14 protein-coding genes are annotated in these 18,932 nt (G+C 69.3%); 5 read left to right on the top strand and 9 right to left on the bottom strand.

The features are described 5' to 3' along the window. Window positions 1-64 precede the first annotated feature (64 nt). Complete coding sequence (locus tag H5T77_RS22550) at window positions 65-1,273, bottom strand: amidohydrolase (protein ID WP_292652856.1); 1,209 nt, start codon at window positions 1,271-1,273, stop codon at window positions 65-67. Window positions 1,274-1,285: 12 nt separating this feature from the next. After that, a complete protein-coding gene (gene meaB, locus H5T77_RS22545) occupies window positions 1,286-2,284 on the bottom strand; it encodes a methylmalonyl Co-A mutase-associated GTPase MeaB (protein ID WP_472850363.1) in 999 nt (332 codons plus the stop codon). A gap of 76 nt (window positions 2,285-2,360) precedes the next feature. Here meaB and H5T77_RS22540 point away from each other — a divergent pair, with 76 nt between their 5' ends. Further along, window positions 2,361-3,098, top strand: coding sequence for an SDR family NAD(P)-dependent oxidoreductase (locus H5T77_RS22540; protein WP_292652854.1), 738 nt, complete (start codon window positions 2,361-2,363; stop codon window positions 3,096-3,098). Between the two features lie 85 nt (window positions 3,099-3,183). Here H5T77_RS22540 and H5T77_RS22535 read toward each other — a convergent pair whose 3' ends face one another. From H5T77_RS22535 to H5T77_RS22505, 7 genes are all read right to left on the bottom strand, one after another. After that, complete coding sequence (locus tag H5T77_RS22535) at window positions 3,184-3,561, bottom strand: type II toxin-antitoxin system VapC family toxin (RefSeq protein WP_292652853.1); 378 nt, start codon at window positions 3,559-3,561, stop codon at window positions 3,184-3,186. Further along, window positions 3,558-3,788 carry a hypothetical protein gene (locus H5T77_RS22530; protein WP_292652852.1) on the bottom strand — a complete coding sequence of 77 codons (231 nt, stop codon included), beginning with the start codon at window positions 3,786-3,788 and terminating at the stop codon, window positions 3,558-3,560. Before H5T77_RS22530 ends, H5T77_RS22535 begins: the two co-directional genes overlap by 4 nt. Before the next feature lie 74 nt (window positions 3,789-3,862). Continuing rightward, on the bottom strand, window positions 3,863-5,560 hold the full coding sequence (locus H5T77_RS22525) for a serine/threonine protein kinase (protein WP_292652851.1): 1,698 nt from the start codon (window positions 5,558-5,560) through the stop codon (window positions 3,863-3,865). A 184-nt stretch (window positions 5,561-5,744) separates the two neighbouring features. Next, entirely contained in the window at window positions 5,745-7,934 is a 2,190-nt protein-coding gene (gene scpA, locus H5T77_RS22520) for a methylmalonyl-CoA mutase (RefSeq protein WP_292652850.1), read from the bottom strand. Beyond that, window positions 7,931-9,721 (bottom strand): methylmalonyl-CoA mutase family protein, encoded by a 1,791-nt coding sequence (locus H5T77_RS22515; RefSeq protein ID WP_292652849.1) that lies wholly within the window; start codon window positions 9,719-9,721, stop codon window positions 7,931-7,933. Before H5T77_RS22515 ends, scpA begins: the two co-directional genes overlap by 4 nt. 119 nt (window positions 9,722-9,840) lie before the next feature. Next, on the bottom strand, window positions 9,841-12,240 hold the full coding sequence (locus H5T77_RS22510) for a hypothetical protein (protein ID WP_292652848.1): 2,400 nt from the start codon (window positions 12,238-12,240) through the stop codon (window positions 9,841-9,843). Between the two features lie 139 nt (window positions 12,241-12,379). Continuing rightward, a complete protein-coding gene (locus H5T77_RS22505) occupies window positions 12,380-13,969 on the bottom strand; it encodes a sulfatase-like hydrolase/transferase (protein WP_292652847.1) in 1,590 nt (529 codons plus the stop codon). Window positions 13,970-14,104: 135 nt separating this feature from the next. Between H5T77_RS22505 and H5T77_RS22500 the strand changes: the two genes are divergently transcribed. From H5T77_RS22500 to H5T77_RS22485, 4 genes are all read left to right on the top strand, one after another. Then, window positions 14,105-15,208, top strand: coding sequence for a glycosyltransferase (locus tag H5T77_RS22500; RefSeq protein ID WP_292652846.1), 1,104 nt, complete (start codon window positions 14,105-14,107; stop codon window positions 15,206-15,208). A 108-nt stretch (window positions 15,209-15,316) separates the two neighbouring features. Continuing rightward, on the top strand, window positions 15,317-16,036 hold the full coding sequence (locus tag H5T77_RS22495) for a succinate dehydrogenase cytochrome b subunit (RefSeq protein WP_292652845.1): 720 nt from the start codon (window positions 15,317-15,319) through the stop codon (window positions 16,034-16,036). Window positions 16,037-16,049: 13 nt separating this feature from the next. Beyond that, window positions 16,050-18,104, top strand: a complete 2,055-nt coding sequence (locus H5T77_RS22490; protein WP_292652844.1) for a fumarate reductase/succinate dehydrogenase flavoprotein subunit — start codon at window positions 16,050-16,052, stop codon at window positions 18,102-18,104. Next, entirely contained in the window at window positions 18,104-18,844 is a 741-nt protein-coding gene (locus H5T77_RS22485) for a succinate dehydrogenase/fumarate reductase iron-sulfur subunit (protein ID WP_292652843.1), read from the top strand. The genes H5T77_RS22490 and H5T77_RS22485 overlap by 1 nt, the downstream gene beginning before the upstream one ends. Window positions 18,845-18,932 lie beyond the last annotated feature (88 nt).

Here is an 18,932-nt window from a genome sequence, read left to right as displayed (position 1 = left end):
ACTGCACTTTTGGGCGACGAAACTGCCGTTTCGTCGCCCACAAGTGATTTCTCGGCTCGCCGTTCTACCGATTCGGCGGGGTGAGGGTGAGGGTGAGGGCGCGATGGGCGGCGGCGGCCAGGACCTTGGCGCCGACGCCGACCGCGCGCTCGTCGATGCGCAGGTCGCCCTGGTGGAGGTCGTAGGTGGGGCCGCCGGGAGTGCGTACGCCGAGGCGGAACATCGAGCCCGGGACCTGCTCCTGATACCAACCGAAGTCCTCGCCACCGAGGCTCTGCGCGGAGACGACCCCGCCCCGCTCACCGAGGACGTCACGGACCGTGTCGACGAGGATCTGGTGGGACTCCTCGTCGTTGCTCACCGGCGGGACGCCTCGGGTGTAGTCGACCGCAGCCGTCACGCCGTAGGGGGCGATGATCTCCGCGACGACCTCGCGCACCACGTGCTCGACCTCGCTCCAGGCGTCGCTGTCGAGGATCCGGACCGTCCCCCCGACAGTGCCGTGGGCGGGGATCACGTTGTGGGCCAGACCGGCCGAGACCTTGCCCCACACCACGCTGATGCCGGCTCGGGGATCCATCCGCCGGCTCAGGATCACCGGCAGCTCGGTGGTCACCTTGGCGAGCGCGAAGACCAGGTCACCGGTCAGGTGCGGGCGCGAGGTGTGACCGCCGGTGCCGCTCAGATGCACGTCGATGACGTCGGACGCGCTGGTCAGCGACCCGGAGCGGAGCCCGACGCGCCCGACGTCCACGGTCGGGTCGCAGTGCAGCGCGAAGATCCGCTCCACGTCGTCGAGCGCACCCAGGCTCATCAGGTGCAGCGCGCCGCCGGGCATGACCTCCTCGGCGGGCTGGAACAGCAGGCGTACGCCGCCGGGCAGCGGTGACTCCCGGTGCAGGTCGGCCAGCGCCAGACCGGCACCGAGCAGGGCCGTGGTGTGCACGTCGTGGCCGCAGGCGTGGGCCACCCCGGGGACGGTGCTCGTCCAGACGTCGGTGGTGACGTCGTCGACGGGCAGGGCGTCCATGTCGCCGCGCAGCGCGACGACCCTCGAGTCCGTCCCGGCCGTGCCCAGGTCGGCGATGAGCCCGGTCGTGGACGGCCGGTGGACCTGCCAGCCGGCCTTCTCCAGCCGCTCGACGATCAGCTCGGTGGTGCGATGCTCCTGCCAGGAGAGCTCCGGGTGCGCATGGATGTCGCGGCGCAGGTCGATCAGCTCGGCGTCGTAGGCATCTACTCGCTCGGTGAGGAAGGCAGCAGGCTCCAGCATGGTCCAGCCAGACTAATCGTTGTCGTAGGCGGCGAGGATCCGGTCCGCGGCGACGGTCGCCGGAAGCTCCCCGGAGAGCACCTCGCCACGCACTTGGTCGCGGATCGCCTTGACGCCTTCGGAGTGCTTGAGGCGCTGGTCGAGCTCGTCACGGACGAGCGCCCAGGTGAAGTCGAGCTGCTGCTCGGCGCGCTTGGTGCGCAGGCCGTCCTCTCCGAGATGCTCGCGATGGGCCAGCACCTGCTCCCAGACCGAGTCGACCCCCGCGTCGTGCAGCGCCGAGGCGGTGACCACCGGGGGCGCCCACTCCTCGCGCGAGCGCACCAGCCGAAGCGCGCCGGCGAGCTCGCGCGCGGCCGCACGCGCCTCCTGGGCACGGTTGGGGTCATCGGGGTCCGCCTTGTTGACCGCGATCACGTCGGCGATCTCCAGGATGCCCTTCTTGATGCCCTGCAGCTGGTCGCCGGTGCGCGCGATGGTGAGGAACAGGAACGTGTCCACCATCCCCGCGACCGTCACCTCGGACTGCCCGACGCCGACCGTCTCGACCAGCACGACGTCGTACCCGGCAGCCTCCAGCACCGCCATCGCCTGCACGGTCGCCCGGGCGACGCCGCCGAGCGTCCCGGCGGACGGCGAGGGCCGGATGAAGGCGTTGGGGTCCACCGAGAGTCGCTGCATGCGCGTCTTGTCGCCGAGGACGGAGCCGCCGGTGCGTACCGAGGACGGGTCGACCGCCAGCACCCCGACCTTGAGGCCGTTGGCGGTCAGCCGGCTGCCGAGCGCCTCGATGAAGGTCGACTTGCCGACCCCCGGCACCCCCGAGATCCCGACCCGCACCGTGTCGCCTGCGGGAAGGCGGGTGAGCAGCTCGCGTGCGATGTCGCGGTGCTGCGGCTTGGTCGACTCCACCAAGGTGATCGCCCGTGACACCGCCGCCCGCTTGCCGTCGCTGATGCCGTCGAGAAGGTCTTGTACGTCGGGCCCAGGCATGGCCAGCACCTTAGCCAATTCATCGAGCCCCGAGCCGCCCGACTCGACCAGCGGAGACTGGCGGGCGCCAGTACGCTCGACCAACGTGACCGAGATGACGAGAACAGCGGTGGTGACCGGCGGCGGAACCGGACTGGGACGTGCAATAGCGGAGCGGCTCGCCGCCGACGGGCTCGCGGTGACCATCGTCGGACGTCGGGCGGAGACCTTGGAGGCCGCGGCCAAGGAGATCAACGGCGCCGTCGACGCCGACCGGGTGACGTACGTGATCGCGGACTGCGCCGACCCGGACGACGTACGCGCCCTGGCGAATGCCTGTCCCGATCGCTTGGACGTACTCGTGCTCAACGCCGGCGGCAACGCTCCCGCGACCGGCGACGACCTGGAGGCACTGGCGCGCGACTGGGCGGCCGACTACCGGCTCAACGTGCTCACCGCTGTGCTCCCGGTCGAGGCGCTTCTCCCCCGGCTGTCTCGGCCCGGCGGCCGAATCGTCGCGATGAGCTCGATCTCGGCGCTGCGCGGCCACGGGTCGTACGGAGCCACCAAAGGCGCCATCAACACCTGGATCACCGGCCTCGCGGCAGAGGTCGCCGCGGACGGGATCACCGCCAACGCGGTCGCTCCGGGCTTCGTCCCGGACACCGAGTTCTGGGACTCACGCCGCAGCCCCGAACTGATCGAGGAGCGGACCTCCCGGATCCCGGTAGGCCGCCCCGGCACGCCTCACGAGGTCGCCGCACTGGTCGCTCACCTGACCTCACCGGAGGCCGGGTTCACCACCGGCCAGGTCGTCGGCATCCACGGCGGTGCGCTCCTGGCCCGGCTCTGACCCTGGCCATCTCACGGTGGTTGTGAAGCTGAGAGTGACCCATAGACCGCGCTCAGCTTCACAACCCGTTCGCTACGCTGCTGCGTCACGGCAGAACGTGAAGCCCACGGCTTCGCGCGACGTCGCGAAGCCGCTCGTCGAAGCTCGCCAGCGACGCCGCATGCGCGGTGGCGGCCATGAGGACACAGCAGTCCGGCGTCTTGAGCGGCGTGGAGACTCGCATGTCGGCCAACTGACGCGCTTCGTCGGGCACCCGCTCCAACTCACGGATCCCGATCGCGGTGATCTTGTCGATGAGTTCCACGGCCCGCCCCGCTTGAGTCGGCCGAACCAGCACCTCGGCGAGAGTCAAGGTATGGATCCGATAACGCTCCGTCGTCGAGAGCACCTTCAGCGCTTGGACGTGATGGGCATCAGACTCGTCGAGATAGGCGATCAGCACGCTCGCATCGAGGACGATCAAGCCGGCCAGTCCTCGCGCAGCTCGTCGAGGTAGCCCTCACCGAACCCGAAGCCCCCGGCGTTGGCTTCGACCACGCGACGCCGTTCAGCGAGCTGATCGGCCTCTTCTCGTTCGAGGGCCTTCGCCCCCTCCTCGGCAAGGGCCGCGATCAGTGCGCTGCGGGACTTCCCGGGCCAACGACGTTCCGCCGCCTCGAGGGCAGCAGCCAGTTCATCGGTTTCGGTCACCTGATGACGCGGACGGGAAGTGGGCATAATCGAAGTGTACCACCAGCATTTACGGTGATACACCGCTGTGGCAGTCAGCCAACCTGTCCCAGGACTTCGCGGACGGCACCGGGCAGCTGACTCGCTCGACCGTCGTCCAGGGGCACCCAGGAAACCCCCATCTGCAGTGCGTACCAGGCGGCGGCCGCGGCGAGGATCGCCAGGGCGATGACGGCGACGACCCAACGCTGCGGTGGCGAGGACGCGACGCGGACGATCGGACCGACGGTGTCGCGGACCCGCTGCGAGGCGAGCCAGGCCGCGGACATGAAGGTCATCGCGGCGGCGTAGATCGCGGCCGTCGGTGGCAGCCCGAGGACGTAGCCAGCCAACGCGACGGCGGCCGCGATCACCCCAGTCAACGCCGTCAGCACCACCGTTCCCGGGATGGCGCGCACCAGGTCCCACGGCGAGCGGACGAGCGCCCACATCCCGTCGTACCACTTGCGCCCGCGCGCCTCGCGGCGCTTCGACAGCTGGTCGGCGGCCAGCGACACGGCCCGCACCAGCCAGACCCCGACGCAGAGCAGGGTGACACCCAGGAACGGGTACGCAGCCACGACCCCCGCGAGGATCGCGGCGAGCGCGACCAAGACCAGGAAGTGCCTCGGACCGGGCCAACGTCTGAGGTTCTTGTGTTTGCTGGGCGGGCTCCACCCGGACTCGGGCTGCGGCGCCGGTGGCGGTGACTGCGGATCGAACCGGCGCACGACGACAGGCTCAGCAGGAGCATCCGGAGCGGTCACCGCGGTCGGCGGCACCTCCTCCACCTCGGTCAGGGCATCACCCGCGGCGGCCGGGTCGACCAGTGTCGGCTTCGGCTGCTCGGCGCCCGCCGGCGCAGCGGCCAGGGGCATCGTCACCGGCAGCACCTTGGTGACCGCCGCGGCACCGCCGCATCCGGACCACGCCACCTCAGGCTCCATCAGCCACTCGCGCAGCTCCTCGAGACCTGGCCGGTCCGCGGGATCGGTCGCCAGCGCCGCCGCCAGGACCTCGCGCATCGACCCCTCGACTCCGTCGAGATCGTGCTGGCCGCGGCGTACGCGATCCAGGACCGCCATCGACGGCCCGGTGCCGAACGGGGGCCTGCCCAGCAGCGCATAGGCCGTGGTGGCAGCCCACGAGTGCACATCGCTGGCAGCCGACGCCGGCACCCCCTCCAGGATCTCCGGCGCCAGATAGCCCGGCGTGCCGACCAGCCAGCCGGTCAACGTGATCTTGGGATCGTCGGCGACCCGGGCCAGCCCGAAGTCGATGAGCACCGGCGTACGCCCCTCCATCACGACGTTGGAAGGCTTCACGTCACGGTGCAGCACGTCGGCGTCGTGACAGGCCGCGACCCCACCGGCCAGGCAGCGTGCCAGCCAGAACCGGTCCTCGCCGCGGATCGGCCCGTCGTCCTTGATCCGGTCGTGGAGGGTCGGCCCCGGCACGTACCGGGTGGCGACGTAGGGATGGTCCCCATAGGGGTCGGCGTCGAGGATCTCGGCGACCCAGGGGCTGTTCACCTGCCCCAGCGACCGGACCTCGCGCTCCAGGCGGGCGCGAGTCTCCTCGTCCCCCACGACATGGGTACGCAGCACCTTCAGCGCCACCCGCTCGCCGGTCTCCTCGTGGCGAGCCAGGTGGACGACGCCCATGCCGCCCTCACCGAGCTTGCTGAGGATCTCGTAGGCGCCGACCCTCATCAGCCCGTCCCCGTATGCCCGCCCGGGGCGTAGGTCCGTCACACCTTTGAGGCTAGACGAGCCCGACGCCCCAGGCGTGGACATATTCGGGTACCCGCTGGTCGAGCCGTGAGCGCCAGCGAGCGTGTCGAGACCAACACAGCCCACTGTCGCGCTCGATGGGACCGTGTTGGTCTCGACACGGATTCGTTCGTTCCTCACGAATCCGGCTCGACCAGCGAGGCCGTCAGTGATCGAGCTGCTCCCGCAGACGTCCGAGGAGGTCGATCGCGGAGTCGGCGATCACGGTGCCCGGGAGGAAGACCGCGGCCGCACCCATCTGCTCGAGCGTGGCCACGTCGTCGGGCGGGATGACCCCGCCGATGACGATCATGATGTCCGGGCGTCCCTGCTCCTCCAGCGCCGCCTTCAGCGCGGGGAGCAGCGCGAGGTGACCGGCAGCCAGCGACGAGACCCCGACGATGTGTACGTCGGCGTCCACCGCCTGCTGCGCGACCTCCTCGGGCGTGGAGAAAAGCGGGCCTACGTCGACGTCGAAGCCGAGGTCGGCGAAGGCCGTGACCACGACCTTCTGGCCACGGTCGTGACCGTCCTGGCCCATCTTCGCGACCAGGATCCGCGGGCGGCGACCCTCGGCCTCCTCGAACTCCTTGGTCGCCTTCAGCACCTCGGTGACCTTCGAGTCACCCGACGTCGTCGCCTCGTCCCGATACACACCGGAGATGGTACGGATGACGGCCTGGTGCCGTCCCCACGCCTTCTCCATCGCGTCGGAGATCTCCCCGACGGTCGCCTTGGCCCGAGCCGCGTCGACGGCCAGCTTGAGCAGGTTGCCGTCCAGGTTGCCGGTGCCGCTGGGCTCGCTCGTCGAACCGGCCGCGTTCGTGATGGCCTCGAGGGTGCGGCGTACGTCCTCGTCGTCTCGCTCCGCGCGGAGGCGCTCGAGCTTGGCGAGCTGCTGCTTGTAGACCTGGTCGTTGTCGACCCTGAGCACGTCGATCGGGTCCTCGGACGGGAGCCGGAAGGTGTTGACGCCGATCAGCTTCTGGGCACCGGAGTCGAGGCGCGCCTGGGTGCGAGCTGCGGCCTCCTCGATGCGCATCTTCGGGATGCCCTGCTCGATCGCCTTGGCCATCCCACCGGCCGCCTCGGCCTCCTGGATGTGGGCCCAGGCCCGCTCGGCGAGGTCGTGGGTGAGCTTCTCGACGTAGTAGGAGCCGCCCCACGGGTCGATGATCTCGGTGGTGCCGGACTCCTGCTGCAGCAGCAGCTGGGTGTTGCGGGCGATGCGGGCGGAGAAGTCGGTCGGCAGCGCGATCGCCTCGTCCAGCGCGTTCGTGTGCAGCGACTGGGTGTGTCCCTGGGTCGCGGCCATCGCCTCGATCGCGGTGCGGCCGACGTTGTTGAAGACGTCCTGGGCGGTCAGCGACCAGCCGGAGGTCTGCGAGTGGGTCCGCAGGGAGAGCGACTTCGGGTTGGACGGGTCGAACTGCGACACCAGACGCGACCACAGCGCGCGGGCCGCGCGCATCTTGGCGACCTCCATGAAGAAGTTCATCCCGATCGCCCAGAAGAAGCTCAGCCGAGGCGCGAAGGCGTCGACATCGAGCCCGGCGGCGAGGCCGGTGCGGAGGTACTCGACCCCGTCGGCCAGCGTGTAGGCGAGCTCGAGGTCAGCGGTCGCTCCGGCCTCCTGCATGTGATAGCCGGAGATCGAGATCGAGTTGAACCGAGGCATCTTCGCGGCGGTGTAAGAGAAGATGTCGCCGATGATCCGCATCGACGCCGCCGGCGGGTAGATGTAGGTGTTGCGGACCATGAACTCCTTGAGGATGTCGTTCTGGATGGTCCCTGCCAGCTGCTCCGGCTTCACCCCCTGCTCCTCGGCGGCGGCGATGTAGAGCGCCAGCACCGGCAGCACCGCACCGTTCATCGTCATCGAGACGGACATCTCGTCGAGCGGGATGCCGTCGAAGAGCGTGCGCGTGTCGTAGATCGAGTCGATCGCCACGCCCGCCATGCCGACGTCGCCGCGCACCCGCGGGTGGTCCGAGTCGTAGCCACGGTGGGTGGCGAGGTCGAAGGCGACCGAGAGGCCCTTCTGGCCCGCGGCCAGGTTGCGTCGGTAGAACGCGTTGGACTCCTCCGCGGTCGAGAACCCGGCGTACTGCCGGATCGTCCACGGCTGCGTGGTGTACATCGTCGGATAGGGCCCGCGCAGGAACGGGCTCAGCCCCGGGAAGGTGTCGAGCGCGTCGAGCCCGTCGAGATCCGCAGGGCCGTACGCCGGCTGGATCTCGATGCCCTCGGGGCTCAGCCACGGAGTTCCGCCGGTCGAGCCGCCGCTGGGCGAGGGCAGGTCGCCGGCAGCGTCGCCCCGGAGCGGAAGGCCTTTGAAAGAGTCGGGGATGGTCATGCGAGCTTCTCCCTCGTAGCGGTCAGGAAGGCGAGTGCGTCGACGCCCATCGAGGCGGCGTCGTCCACCTCGGCGTCGACGGCGTCGGGCTTCCCGGCGATGATCACGTGCGTGGCACCGGCCTCGCGGAGGGCTGCGATCGCGTCCACTCCCCATGCGGCGTACGTCTTGTCCGACCCGGCCAGGCAGACGACCGGCGGCGCGCCGGCTGAGCGGTACTTCCCGGCGAGCTCCTCGGCGTCGCTGGTCGCTCCGGCGACCTCGACGCCGATGCCGCCGGCGGCGAGCAGGTTGGTCGCGAAGGTCGCCCTGGCGGTGTGCTGGGCGACCGTGCCGATGGTGGCGAGGAAGACCTTGCCGGTGGTCGGGGTGTCGCGCAGAGCCTCGAAGGAGGCGCCGTAGCGCACGGCCCGCTCATTCAGCGGGTCGGCGGGCCGCTCGGGGAGCGTCTCGGCGAGGTTGGGGAACTCGGTGAGCCCGGTGATCGGCCGCTTGCGCCGCGCGATCGCCTTCTCCCGCTCGGCCACGACCGCGGCGATCCGGTCCCGGAAGGGCGAGAAGTCGTGACCGCCGACGGCGTTCGCCCCGGTCCACTCCTCCTCGAGCTGGATGAACGCCTCCCAGCCCGCGGCGGCCATGTCGGCGGTCAGCTTCTCGACGGCGAAGGAGCCGCCGGCCGGGTCCGCGACGGCCGCGACGTGGGACTCGTCGATCAGCAGGTGGGACACGTTGCGGGCGATCCTGCGCCCGAACCCGTCCGGTACGCCGTTGGCGGAGTCGAAGGGCAGCACCGTCACCGCGTCGGCCCCGCCGACGCCGGCGGCGAAGGCGGCGACGGTGCCGCGCAGCATGTTCACGTAGGGGTCGTACTTCGACAGCATCGGCCGCGAGCTAACCGCGTGGATGCGCATCTCCACGCCCTCGGCTCCGGAGAGCTCGAGCACGCGGGACCAGAGCTGGCGGGCGGCCCGAAGCTTGGCGATCGTGGGGAACTGCTCGTCCGTCGCGGCGTAGCGGAACTCGATCAGCGCAGCCGCCACTGCGGGCGAGAACCCCGCCTCGGTCAGCGCGCGCAGGTAGGCGACGCCCACAGCGATCGACCAGCCGAGCTCCTGGACGTCGGAGGCGCCGATGTCATGGGCGGCCGTGGCGTCGACCACGATCGCGCGCACCCCGATCCCCTCGGCCAGGCGGGCGAGGTCGACCAGCTCGGCGAACGCCTCGTCGGGCGCCAGCGGCAGGTCGCGCAGCAGCGCGCCCATCGGGTCAGCACCCAGGTTGGTCGCGGCATGCAGGCCGGTGCCACGCTCGGCGACCAGCGTGAGCAGGCCCTGTGCGACCTTGACCGCACCGACCGGCGCGTCGAGCACGATCGGCGCCAGGTCGAGGAGCACCTTGTCGAGGAGCACGGCGAGGTCGGTGGTCTCGTCGGCGGCGACCCACAGCGAGGAGACCCCACCGTCCAGGTCGACCAGGGCGGCCTCGTTGGCCGCCTTCGCGTCCATCCCGGAGAGACCGGAGACGAGGGAGCGGATGTCCCAGGGGCCGGAGCGCGCGGGACGGGCCGCGTCGGCGAAGGACGCCTCCGGCAGCCCCAGCGGGGCGATCCGGAGTCCGTCGAGCGAGGTGCGGGTCAGCTTGTCCCACACGAGAGAGTCGGCGTCGTCGGACGTCAGCCGACCGCTCTTGCGGAGGACAGCAGCGGTCGCCGCCTCCCACTCTTCCTGCGAATGGGCGTCTGCCGGCTGGGCGAGGCGCAACGAGTCGTCGCGAACGGCGTCGTTCATGGGTCGAACCTTAGGCGGACGGAGTGGCGGTGACCACAAAGTGTGAGGTTTACAACCGCTAACTGAGACGCGCCGTCGGGAGAGGGCCCGTTCGAACCATCGGACGGGCCCTCTTCCGGTCAGTCGAGGATCGGCTCGGTGTCGAGCCGAACGTGGTCGATGGCCCAGTACCAGTCGTTCATCGCGTTGAAGAGCCGGAAGTCGACCTTCATCGAGGTCGCTCCGGCCGGGACGTCGACGGGCAGGTTGACGGTCTTGTTCCCTTGGCTGAGGTCGGGCGTGTTGGCCGCGGTCCAGTGGACCAGTCGCACCTTCTGGCCGGTGTCGAACTCGACGGTGACCTCCGCCTCCTGCGGTTCCTCCTCGCGGTAATGGTTGTCCCACGCGAGATAGACGCGTGAGGTCCCGTCCGGGATCGACGCGCTGGGCGTGGTGAGGGTCGAGTCGAAGCGGCCACGGCTCTCCGGGTCGTTGACGTCGTCCCACTCGTCGGGGTCAGCCACCGCCACGACGTTGCGGCCCAGGGTGAAGCCGCTGCGGTCCTGGTCGTCGCCGTTCTGCCAGAACGCCTTGGTCATCAGCGACCAGCCGTTCATCTCCTTGGTTCCGGTGGGCATGTCCGGAGAGTTGGTGATCGTCCATCCCGCCGGAGTGGTCTTGGTCCAGCCGAGGACGTTCTCGTTCGCCGGCATGTTGTGCTCGACCCCGGGTTGGAGCTGGTCGGCCACCGACTCGAAGTCCTGGTAGACGAGGTAGTCGGCCGGGTCGACCGGAGGCGGCGGCGGAGCGGTCTTGAAGGTGCCCGAGATCGGCGCGCCCGCCTTGCCCCAGGTGTTGTACGGGGTGACGCGCACCTCGTACTCCGTATCGCCCGTCAGGCCACGGACGGCGTGGCCGCGGGTGGCCGGCAGCGGGAGGATGTAGAAGCCCGACCACTGCTTGAAGTCGGCGACGGTCGCGCCCGTGGCCTTGTCGGTGACCTGGTAGCGGTAGAGATGCACGATGTCGCCGACGTCGTTGGCCGCCGGCTTCGCCTGCGGGAAGGTCACCTGGGCGGTGTCCTCCTTGACGTCGGAGACGGTCACGGCCGAGCCCGCGGGCCACTTCGGGCCGGCGGTCTCAGCGGCACGGCGGTCGGTGTAGGGGAAGTTGCGCTGCGGGTTCTTGACCGCCTCCTCGACGTCCCACTTCCAGGTCTGGTCGATCCATCGGCCGGCCTGCAGGTCGTAGTTCTTGACGGTGACGACGCTGCCGGCGACCTCGACGACCGAGGTCTGCGCGTTGTTGCCCGCGTCGTTCGGCGTCGTGTCGTTGTCGACGCCGCTCTCCATCTCGAAGTAGGCCAGCGGCGGGGCGTTCACCGTCGTGAAGCCCCCGTCCTGCCAGATCGATGTGGAGATGTTGTTGGGCGTGTGGATGTGCCCTCCCCAGACGACCGCCTGGGGGAAGTCGTCGAAGACCGACTCGAACGTGTCGCCGCAGCCCTCCGACAGACCGGTGCCGTACCACTCGTCCGACACGTAGTGCGTGCACTTGAGGGGGTGGTGCACGAGCACGAACACCGGACGGTCAGGGTTCTCGGCGGTGTCGGCGGCCAGGCGGGTGTGCAGCCAGTCGCGCGCGTAGGCGTAGTCGCCGGTGTTGCGCTGGGTCGGCCGACCCGTCTCCTCGTCGAACTCACCGGAGCCGGGCGAGACGGTGATGAAGTGGTAGCCGTTGATCAGGTAGTCGGCGTTGGGTCGCTGGCCGCCGGTCGCCTGGGTGAAGAGGTCGTAGCCGCTCATCCCCGAGCCGATGTCGTGGTTTCCCAGCGCTGCCACCGGGGAGATGTCGTCCTTGCCGTCACCGTTCTCGTCGATACGGCGGTCCAGCACCTCCTCGAGACCGGCGTACTCGCCTGCGGTGGCGTTGTCCGTCAGGTCGCCGACGAACAGCGCCGCGTCGAGGTCCTCGGCGTGGTAGAGGTCGAAGGCCTTGTCGAGGTCGCCCCACTGGTTGTGGATGTCTCCGAGCGAGCCGAAGGTGACCTGCGGCTGGTTGTCGTTGGCTGCGCGACGCGCGGCAGCGGCGCGGGCCTTCTCGACCGCGGCGTCGTCCCCGGCCACGACCTGGAACTCCTCGAAGTCGACGGTGCCGTTCTCACCGACTGCCGAGTAGCTGATCCGGTAGTCGCCGGCCGTCTGAGGAGTGAACTCGTAGACCGGGTCGCTCTTGCTGCCGGTCGGGGAGATCTCCGCCGTGACCCCGTCGGGCGAGGCCACCGACACGAAGTAGTCGCCGGTACGGAACGAGCTGCTCTCCTGGGTGGGCACCGGCTCGGGGATGCGGAAGCTCTCGCCGACCGCGGCCTTCGGCCGCACGGCAGCCTGCAGCCGCACCTGCTCCTGGAGCAGCGTGAAGGCCGGACCGTCGGCCTCGGCTCGTTCCTGGGCGACGACGGTGCCGCCACCCGCGATCGCAACAGTCGAGAGAGCGCCTGCGACAAGCCGCGCACCCCACGATCGTCTGATGGAAATCATCGTTCTCCTCGTCTCGGACTCAGCCCGGTCGGACACCGGAACTTGTCTGGACAAGTCCATCGGAGCGAGGTGGCGCGCGGCTGTCCGGCTGCGGCCCGAATCTGCGGCCGACAGGTGAAATATCTGTGACGCGAGGCGACTACAGACCGGCGAGATCGAGCGGGCGGTCGGCTGCGTACATCTTCTTGGGGCAGCCGTCCCCGGAGCAGTCGCGATACTTCTCGGCCAGGTCCGCGAGGCGCGAGAGCGTCTTGGCATGGGCCGGGTCATCGGCGAGGTTGTTCATCTCGTAGGGGTCGGCCACCCGGTCGTAGAGCTCGACGCCGCCGCTGCTGAGCTCGACGTAGGTCCACCGGCCCACGCGTACGCCGGACCAGAGCCGCGAGGTCCCGTCGGAGGTCGGCCATGCCTCGATCGGGATGACGCGGGTCTGCTCGGGCGCACTCAGCCACGGGAGGATGTCGATGCCGTCGGGCTCGTGCGGGTCGTCGGCACCGGCCGCCGCGAGCAGCGTCGTGGCGATGTCGGGATTCGTCAGCGGTGTCCCCACCTCACGCCCCTTGGGCACCCCGGGCCCCCTCATCAGCACCGGGATCCCGAGGGTCTCCTGGTAGTACCAGAGCTTGCCGTTGAAGTTGTGGTATCCGCTCGAGAACCCGTTGTCGGAGGTGAAGACGACCATCGTCCGCGCCAGCTCACCGCTCGTCTTCAACCCCTCGAGGAGAGAGGCGATGTTGCGGTCCAGGCTGCGCGCCGACTCGATCCGCCGCTGGTAGGAGAGCCGGTAGGCGTCCTTCTCGATCTGGGTCGGTCGCTTCCGCGACGGCGAGCCCTTGGGGAACTCCCGACGGTCCTTTGGGAACAGGTTGGGCTGCGGCGGGATCGGCTTGTCGGCGTACACGTCTCGGTCCTGCTCGTCCGGGACGGGGACGCCGACCGCGCCCTTGGTGCCCGGGAAGCGCTGCTTGGGGTCGCCCTTCTCCGTCGGGCCGCCGATGTGCGGCGCGACGTAGTTGACCCACTGGAACCACGGCTTCACCTGGCCCTCCGGGTCGGTCCCCGATCGGGCAGCTCTCTTCTTGGCGTCCTTCAGCGCGGCCTGCGCCTGCTGGGTGATGACGGTGGTCGAGTAGCCCTTCGGCCTGACCAGGCGTCCGTTGACGTTGAACTTCGCGCCCAGATAGTTGTAGGTCGACGGGTCGACGGTCGCGCGCCACTCGTCCCAACCCGGGGGTACGTCGCGCCGGCTCCCGTCCTCGCCGTACTCGTTGAGGTACTTCCCGGTGAACAGCGTCGTGTAGCCCGCATCCTGCAGCGAGGTGGCCAGAGTCTCGGAGTCGTCGAAGGACGGGTAACCGCCGTCGGGACCGTGGATGGTGTGGGCGCCGTGGTTGTGGGCGTACTGCCCCGAGAGCAGCGAGGCTCGGGCCGGCACGCAGATGGGTGTCGGCGCGACCGCGTCGGTGAAGGTCACCCCGCTCTCGCCGACCAGCCGCTGCACGCTCGGCAGGTAGTCCATGTCGAGGGAGGAGAGGTCGTCGACCGTGATCATCAGCAGGTTGGGCTTCTCGACCGGCATCTCGAAGGCCGGGGTCTTGGTCGAGGCCTGCCCGGCGACCCGCTCGGCGGACGGCTTCTGCGTCGGCGCCTCACCGCAGCCCGTCATCCCCACGAGCCCGGCAACCGCGAGCGCAGCCGAGAATGTCCGGACCCGTCTGGATACCGCCACTGATAGTCCTCATCACCCTGGTCGTCATCGATGGGCCCGACTGGCCACCCGCAAAGCCTGCCACTACGCCGATGGTTCATCCCAGATCAACGCACGTGTCGCGCTCTCGCCACCCCGGAGCAGGACGCTGGTGGCATGAAGATGGCACTGGTCACCGAGAGCTTCTTTCCCACCATCGATGGTGTCACGACCACGGTGAAGGCCATCGCCGACCACATGATCGAGTCGGGCCACGAGGTGCGTTTCATCGCGCCCGGCCCAGGCCTGCCGGTCTACCGCAACAGTCGGGTCGTCCGGGTCTCGCCGATCGCCAAGACGGGCCGCCAGGTACGCGACGCCCTGGAGTCCTTCGAGCCGGACGTCGTGGTCAGCTTCGACCCGGGTCGCCTGGGCCGCAAGGCGCTCGCGTCGCCGAGCGCGGCCGACGCGACCACGCTGGTCGTCCAGCAGTCCCCCGTCTCCCCCAAGGCGGCACTCACCTGGAACACCTCGATCGCCGCGTACACCGACGAGATCTTCGTCACAAGCGAGTGGCTGCGCCGCGTGCTCGCCGCGATCGACGTCCGCGCCGAGATCTGGGAGCCCGGGGTCGACCCGGCCGCCTTCTCCCCCAGCCTGCGCGACGACTGGCTGCACCGCCGCTGGTCCAAGGCGAAGTCCCGCCCCACCCCGCTGGTCGTGGTCGGCTACGCCGGCAACCTGGCCAAGAGTCACGGCGTACGCCGCCTCGCCGAGCTGACGACCGTGCCCGGTATCCGTCTGGTGATCATCGGGGACGGGCCGCAGCACGGTTGGCTCAAGCAGCGGATCCCGCAGGCGAAGCTGACCGGGCCTCTGGGCACCGGTGACATGGCCATCGCGCTCGCCTCGCTGGACGTGCTCGTCCACCCGGGCGAGGAGGAGGGCTGCGGCCACATCCTGCGTGAGGCCGCGGCCAGCGCCATCCCTGTAGTCGCCCCGCGCGCCGGCGCGGCCGCCGAGATCGTCCAGCACATGGAGACCGGCGTGCTCTACGACCCGGCCCGCAGCCGCGAGCTCGCCGACGCGGTCGCCTCGGTGGTCTCCGACCCGCGTCGTCGCTTGCTCGGCGACCGTGGTCGCGAGCTGGTCGCGACGCGCCCCTGGACCGACGCCGTCAACGAGCTGCTGACCCGCCTGGTCTCGCTCGACGCGGCCCGCTCCTCACAATCTCACGGCACCGCGTCGGAGGATGCCCGCCCGCCTGTTAGGCTTGCCTAACTCAACGCGGCGATACTCGCCAGTAACTTCCCCCGCCCCAGCAGAGCCTGAAATGTCACATACTCCCTGCGTACAAGTTCGGGTAGCGGGAGTAGTAGCGTGCGTGCCGTGGCAACCACGACTCTGATCAAAGGCGCGCGGTCGACGCGCTCGACGATCGCCCTGAAGCTCCTTATGGCGGCCAGCGGCATCGTCTTCATCCTGTTTGTGCTCGCGCACATGTACGGCAACCTCAAAGCCTTCAGCGGCGAGCTGGCCTACAACGAGTACGCCGAGCACCTGCGTACGTTCGGGGAGCCGATGCTGCCTTACGGCGGCCTCCTCTGGATCCTGCGAGTGGTACTGCTGGCGTCGCTGGTGGCTCACGTCGGTGCGGCGGTGGCGCTCTGGAAGCGCGCCCACGCGCAGCGGCCGGTGAAGTACGCGGTGAAGAAGAACAAGGCTTCGTCGCTCTCCTCGCGCACCATGCGCTGGGGCGGCGTGGCCCTGCTCCTCTTCGTCGTCTGGCACCTGCTCCAGTTCACCATCGTGAAGATCAACGTGGGCGAGGGCGGGCAGGGCTCGGACATCACCGAGAACCCGTACAGACTGCTGACCGGGGCGTTCCAGCCCGAGCAGTGGTGGATGGTCCTCATCTACATGTTCGCGATGCTCGCGCTCGCCTTCCACCTGCACCACGGCACCTTCAGCGCCATCCAGACGCTCGGGTTCACCAACACCGCTGAGTCGCGTGCCAGGGCCCGCATCGCCGGCTGGGTCGTCGCGATCGTGGTCGCCGGCGGCTTCTCGCTGGTCCCCCTGTTCACCGTCTTCGGCGTCATCTCGTAAGGACATCTGACACATGGCTGCTGGAACCCACTACCTGCCCGGCCTCACCCCGACCAACGAGGCACCGGTCCAGAAATCCGACGACGCCGCGGGCTACTACGTGCTCGGCGAGAAGCTCGTCGACCCGAAAGCCCCGACCGGCCCGATCGCGGAGCGCTGGACGACCCGCAAGTTCGAGAACCGCCTGGTCAACCCGGCCAACCGCCGCAAGCTGTCGGTCATCATCGTCGGCACCGGCCTGGCCGGCGGCGCCGCCGCCGCCACGCTCGGCGAGGCCGGCTACAACGTGAAGTCGTTCTGCTACCAGGACTCCCCGCGTCGCGCCCACTCGATCGCCGCCCAGGGCGGCATCAACGCCGCCAAGAACTACAAGGGCGACGGCGACTCCGCCTTCCGGCTCTTCTACGACACGGTCAAGGGCGGCGACTACCGCGCCCGCGAGTCCAACGTCTACCGCCTCGCCGAGGAGTCGGTGAACATCATCGACCAGTGCGTGGCGCAGGGCGTGCCCTTCGCCCGCGAGTACGGCGGCCTGCTCGACAACCGCTCCTTCGGCGGCGTGCAGGTGTCGCGTACGTTCTACGCCCGCGGCCAGACGGGGCAGCAGCTCCTCATCGGCGCCTACCAGGCCATGGAGCGCCAGGTCGCCGCCGGCACCGTCGAGCAGTTCACGCGTCACGAGATGCTCGAGCTGATCGTCGCCGATGGCAAGGCCCGCGGCATCATCGCCCGCGACATGGTCACCGGCGAGATCGAGACCCACCTGGCCGACGTGGTCGTGCTCGCGACCGGCGGCTACGGCAACGTCTTCTACCTCTCGACCAACGCGATGGGCTCCAACGTCACCGCCACGTGGCGTGCGCACCGCAAGGGCGCCTACATGGCCAACCCGTGCTACACGCAGATCCACCCGACCTGCATCCCGGTGACCGGCGCCCACCAGTCGAAGCTGACCCTGATGTCGGAGTCGCTGCGTAACGACGGCCGCATCTGGGTGCCCAAGAGGGCCGAGGACTGCGCCAAGGACCCGCGCGAGATCCCGGAGGATGACCGCGACTACTTCCTGGAGCGGATCTACCCGTCCTTCGGAAACCTGGTCCCCCGTGACATCGCCTCGCGTGCCGCGAAGTACATGTGCGACGAGGGCCGCGGTGTCGGTCCGGAGGTCGACGAGACCCAGCCCGACGGCACGGTGAAGAAGTTCCGTCGCGGCGTCTACCTGGACCTGGGCGACGCGATCAAGCGCCTCGGCAAGGCCGCCATCGAGGAGAAGTACGACAACCTCCTCGACATGTACGAGCGGATCACGGGTGAGAACCCCTACGAGCTGCCGATGCGCATCTACCCCGCCGTCCACTACGTCATGGGCGGCCTGTGGGTCGACTACGAGCTCTCGACCAACATCGAGGGTCTGTACTGCACCGGTGAGGCCAACTTCTCCGACCACGGCGCGAACCGCCTCGGCGCCTCCGCGCTGATGCAGGGTCTGGCCGACGGCTACTTCGTGCTCCCGAACACCATCCGCGAGTACCTCGCCGACGGTCCGTTCGAGCCCATCTCCGAGGAGCACCCGGCCGTCGTCGAGGCGAAGCAGTCGGTCCAGGAGCGGATCGACAAGTTCATGTCGATCAACGGCACCCGCTCGGTCGAGTCGATCCACAAGGAGCTCGGCCTGATCATGTGGGAGTACTGCGGCATGGAGCGGAGCGAGGAGGGCCTCAAGAAGGCCATCGGCCTGATCCGCGAGCTCAAGAAGGAGTTCTGGACCAACGTCAAGGTCCTCGGCTCCGCCGAATCCCTCAACCAGGACCTCGAGAAGGCTGGCCGGGTCGCCGACTTCATCGAGCTCGGTGAGCTCATGTGCATCGACGCGCTCAACCGGCGCGAGTCCTGCGGCGGCCACTTCCGGGCCGAGTCGCAGACCGAGGACGGCGAGGCGATGCGCCACGACGAGGAGTTCGCCTACGTCGCGGCCTGGGAGTTCGGTGGCGAGGACGGCGCCCCGATCCTCCACAAGGAAGACCTGATCTACACCGCCATCGAGATGAAGCAGAGGTCGTACAAGTAATGAAGCTGACGCTCAAGATCTGGCGGCAGGCCAACGCATCCGACAAGGGTGCGCTCAAGACGTACGCACTGGACGGCGTCTCGCAGGACATGTCCTTCCTCGAGATGCTCGACCTGCTCAACGAGCAGCTCCTGCACAACGACGAGGAGCCGGTCGCGTTCGACTCCGACTGTCGCGAGGGCATCTGCGGCACGTGCTCGCTGATGATCAACGGCGAGGCGCACGGCCCGGAGGTCACCACGACCTGCCAGCTGCACATGCGCTCGTTCAAGGACGGCGACACGATCACCATCGAGCCGTGGCGCGCCTCGTCGTTCCCGATCGTCAAGGACCTGATCGTCGACCGCTCCGCGTTCGACCGGATCATCCAGAACGGCGGCTACATCTCGGCCAACACCGGCTCGGCCCCCGAGGCCAACTCGGTGCCGGCACCGCGCGACAAGGCCATGCGGGCGTTCAACACGGCCACCTGCATCGGCTGCGGCGCCTGCGTCGCCGCCTGCCCCAACGGCTCCGCCGCGCTGTTCCTCGGCGCGAAGATCACCCACCTCGGTGAGCTGCCGCAGGGCCAGCCGGAGCGCTACTCCCGCGTGCAGACCATGGTCGGCCAGCACGACGCCGAGGGCTTCGGTGGCTGCACCAACATCGGCGAGTGCGCCTCCGCCTGCCCCAAGGAGATCCCGCTAGACGTGATCTCGCAGCTCAACAAGGACCTGCGCAACTCGATGATCCTAGGCTGACGCTCTGGGCCCACCCGAAGGGCCGCCCGCCCACCCGGGAGGGCGGCCCTTTCGCATTTGGTGGATACGACGGGACGCTCTTGTCGGT

The sequence above is a fragment of the Nocardioides sp. genome, assembly GCF_014360585.1.
Classification (GTDB): Bacteria; Actinomycetota; Actinomycetes; order Propionibacteriales; family Nocardioidaceae; genus Nocardioides.
Note: the sequence above shows the minus strand (reverse complement) of the source record. Positions and strands in the feature narration are given on the sequence as shown.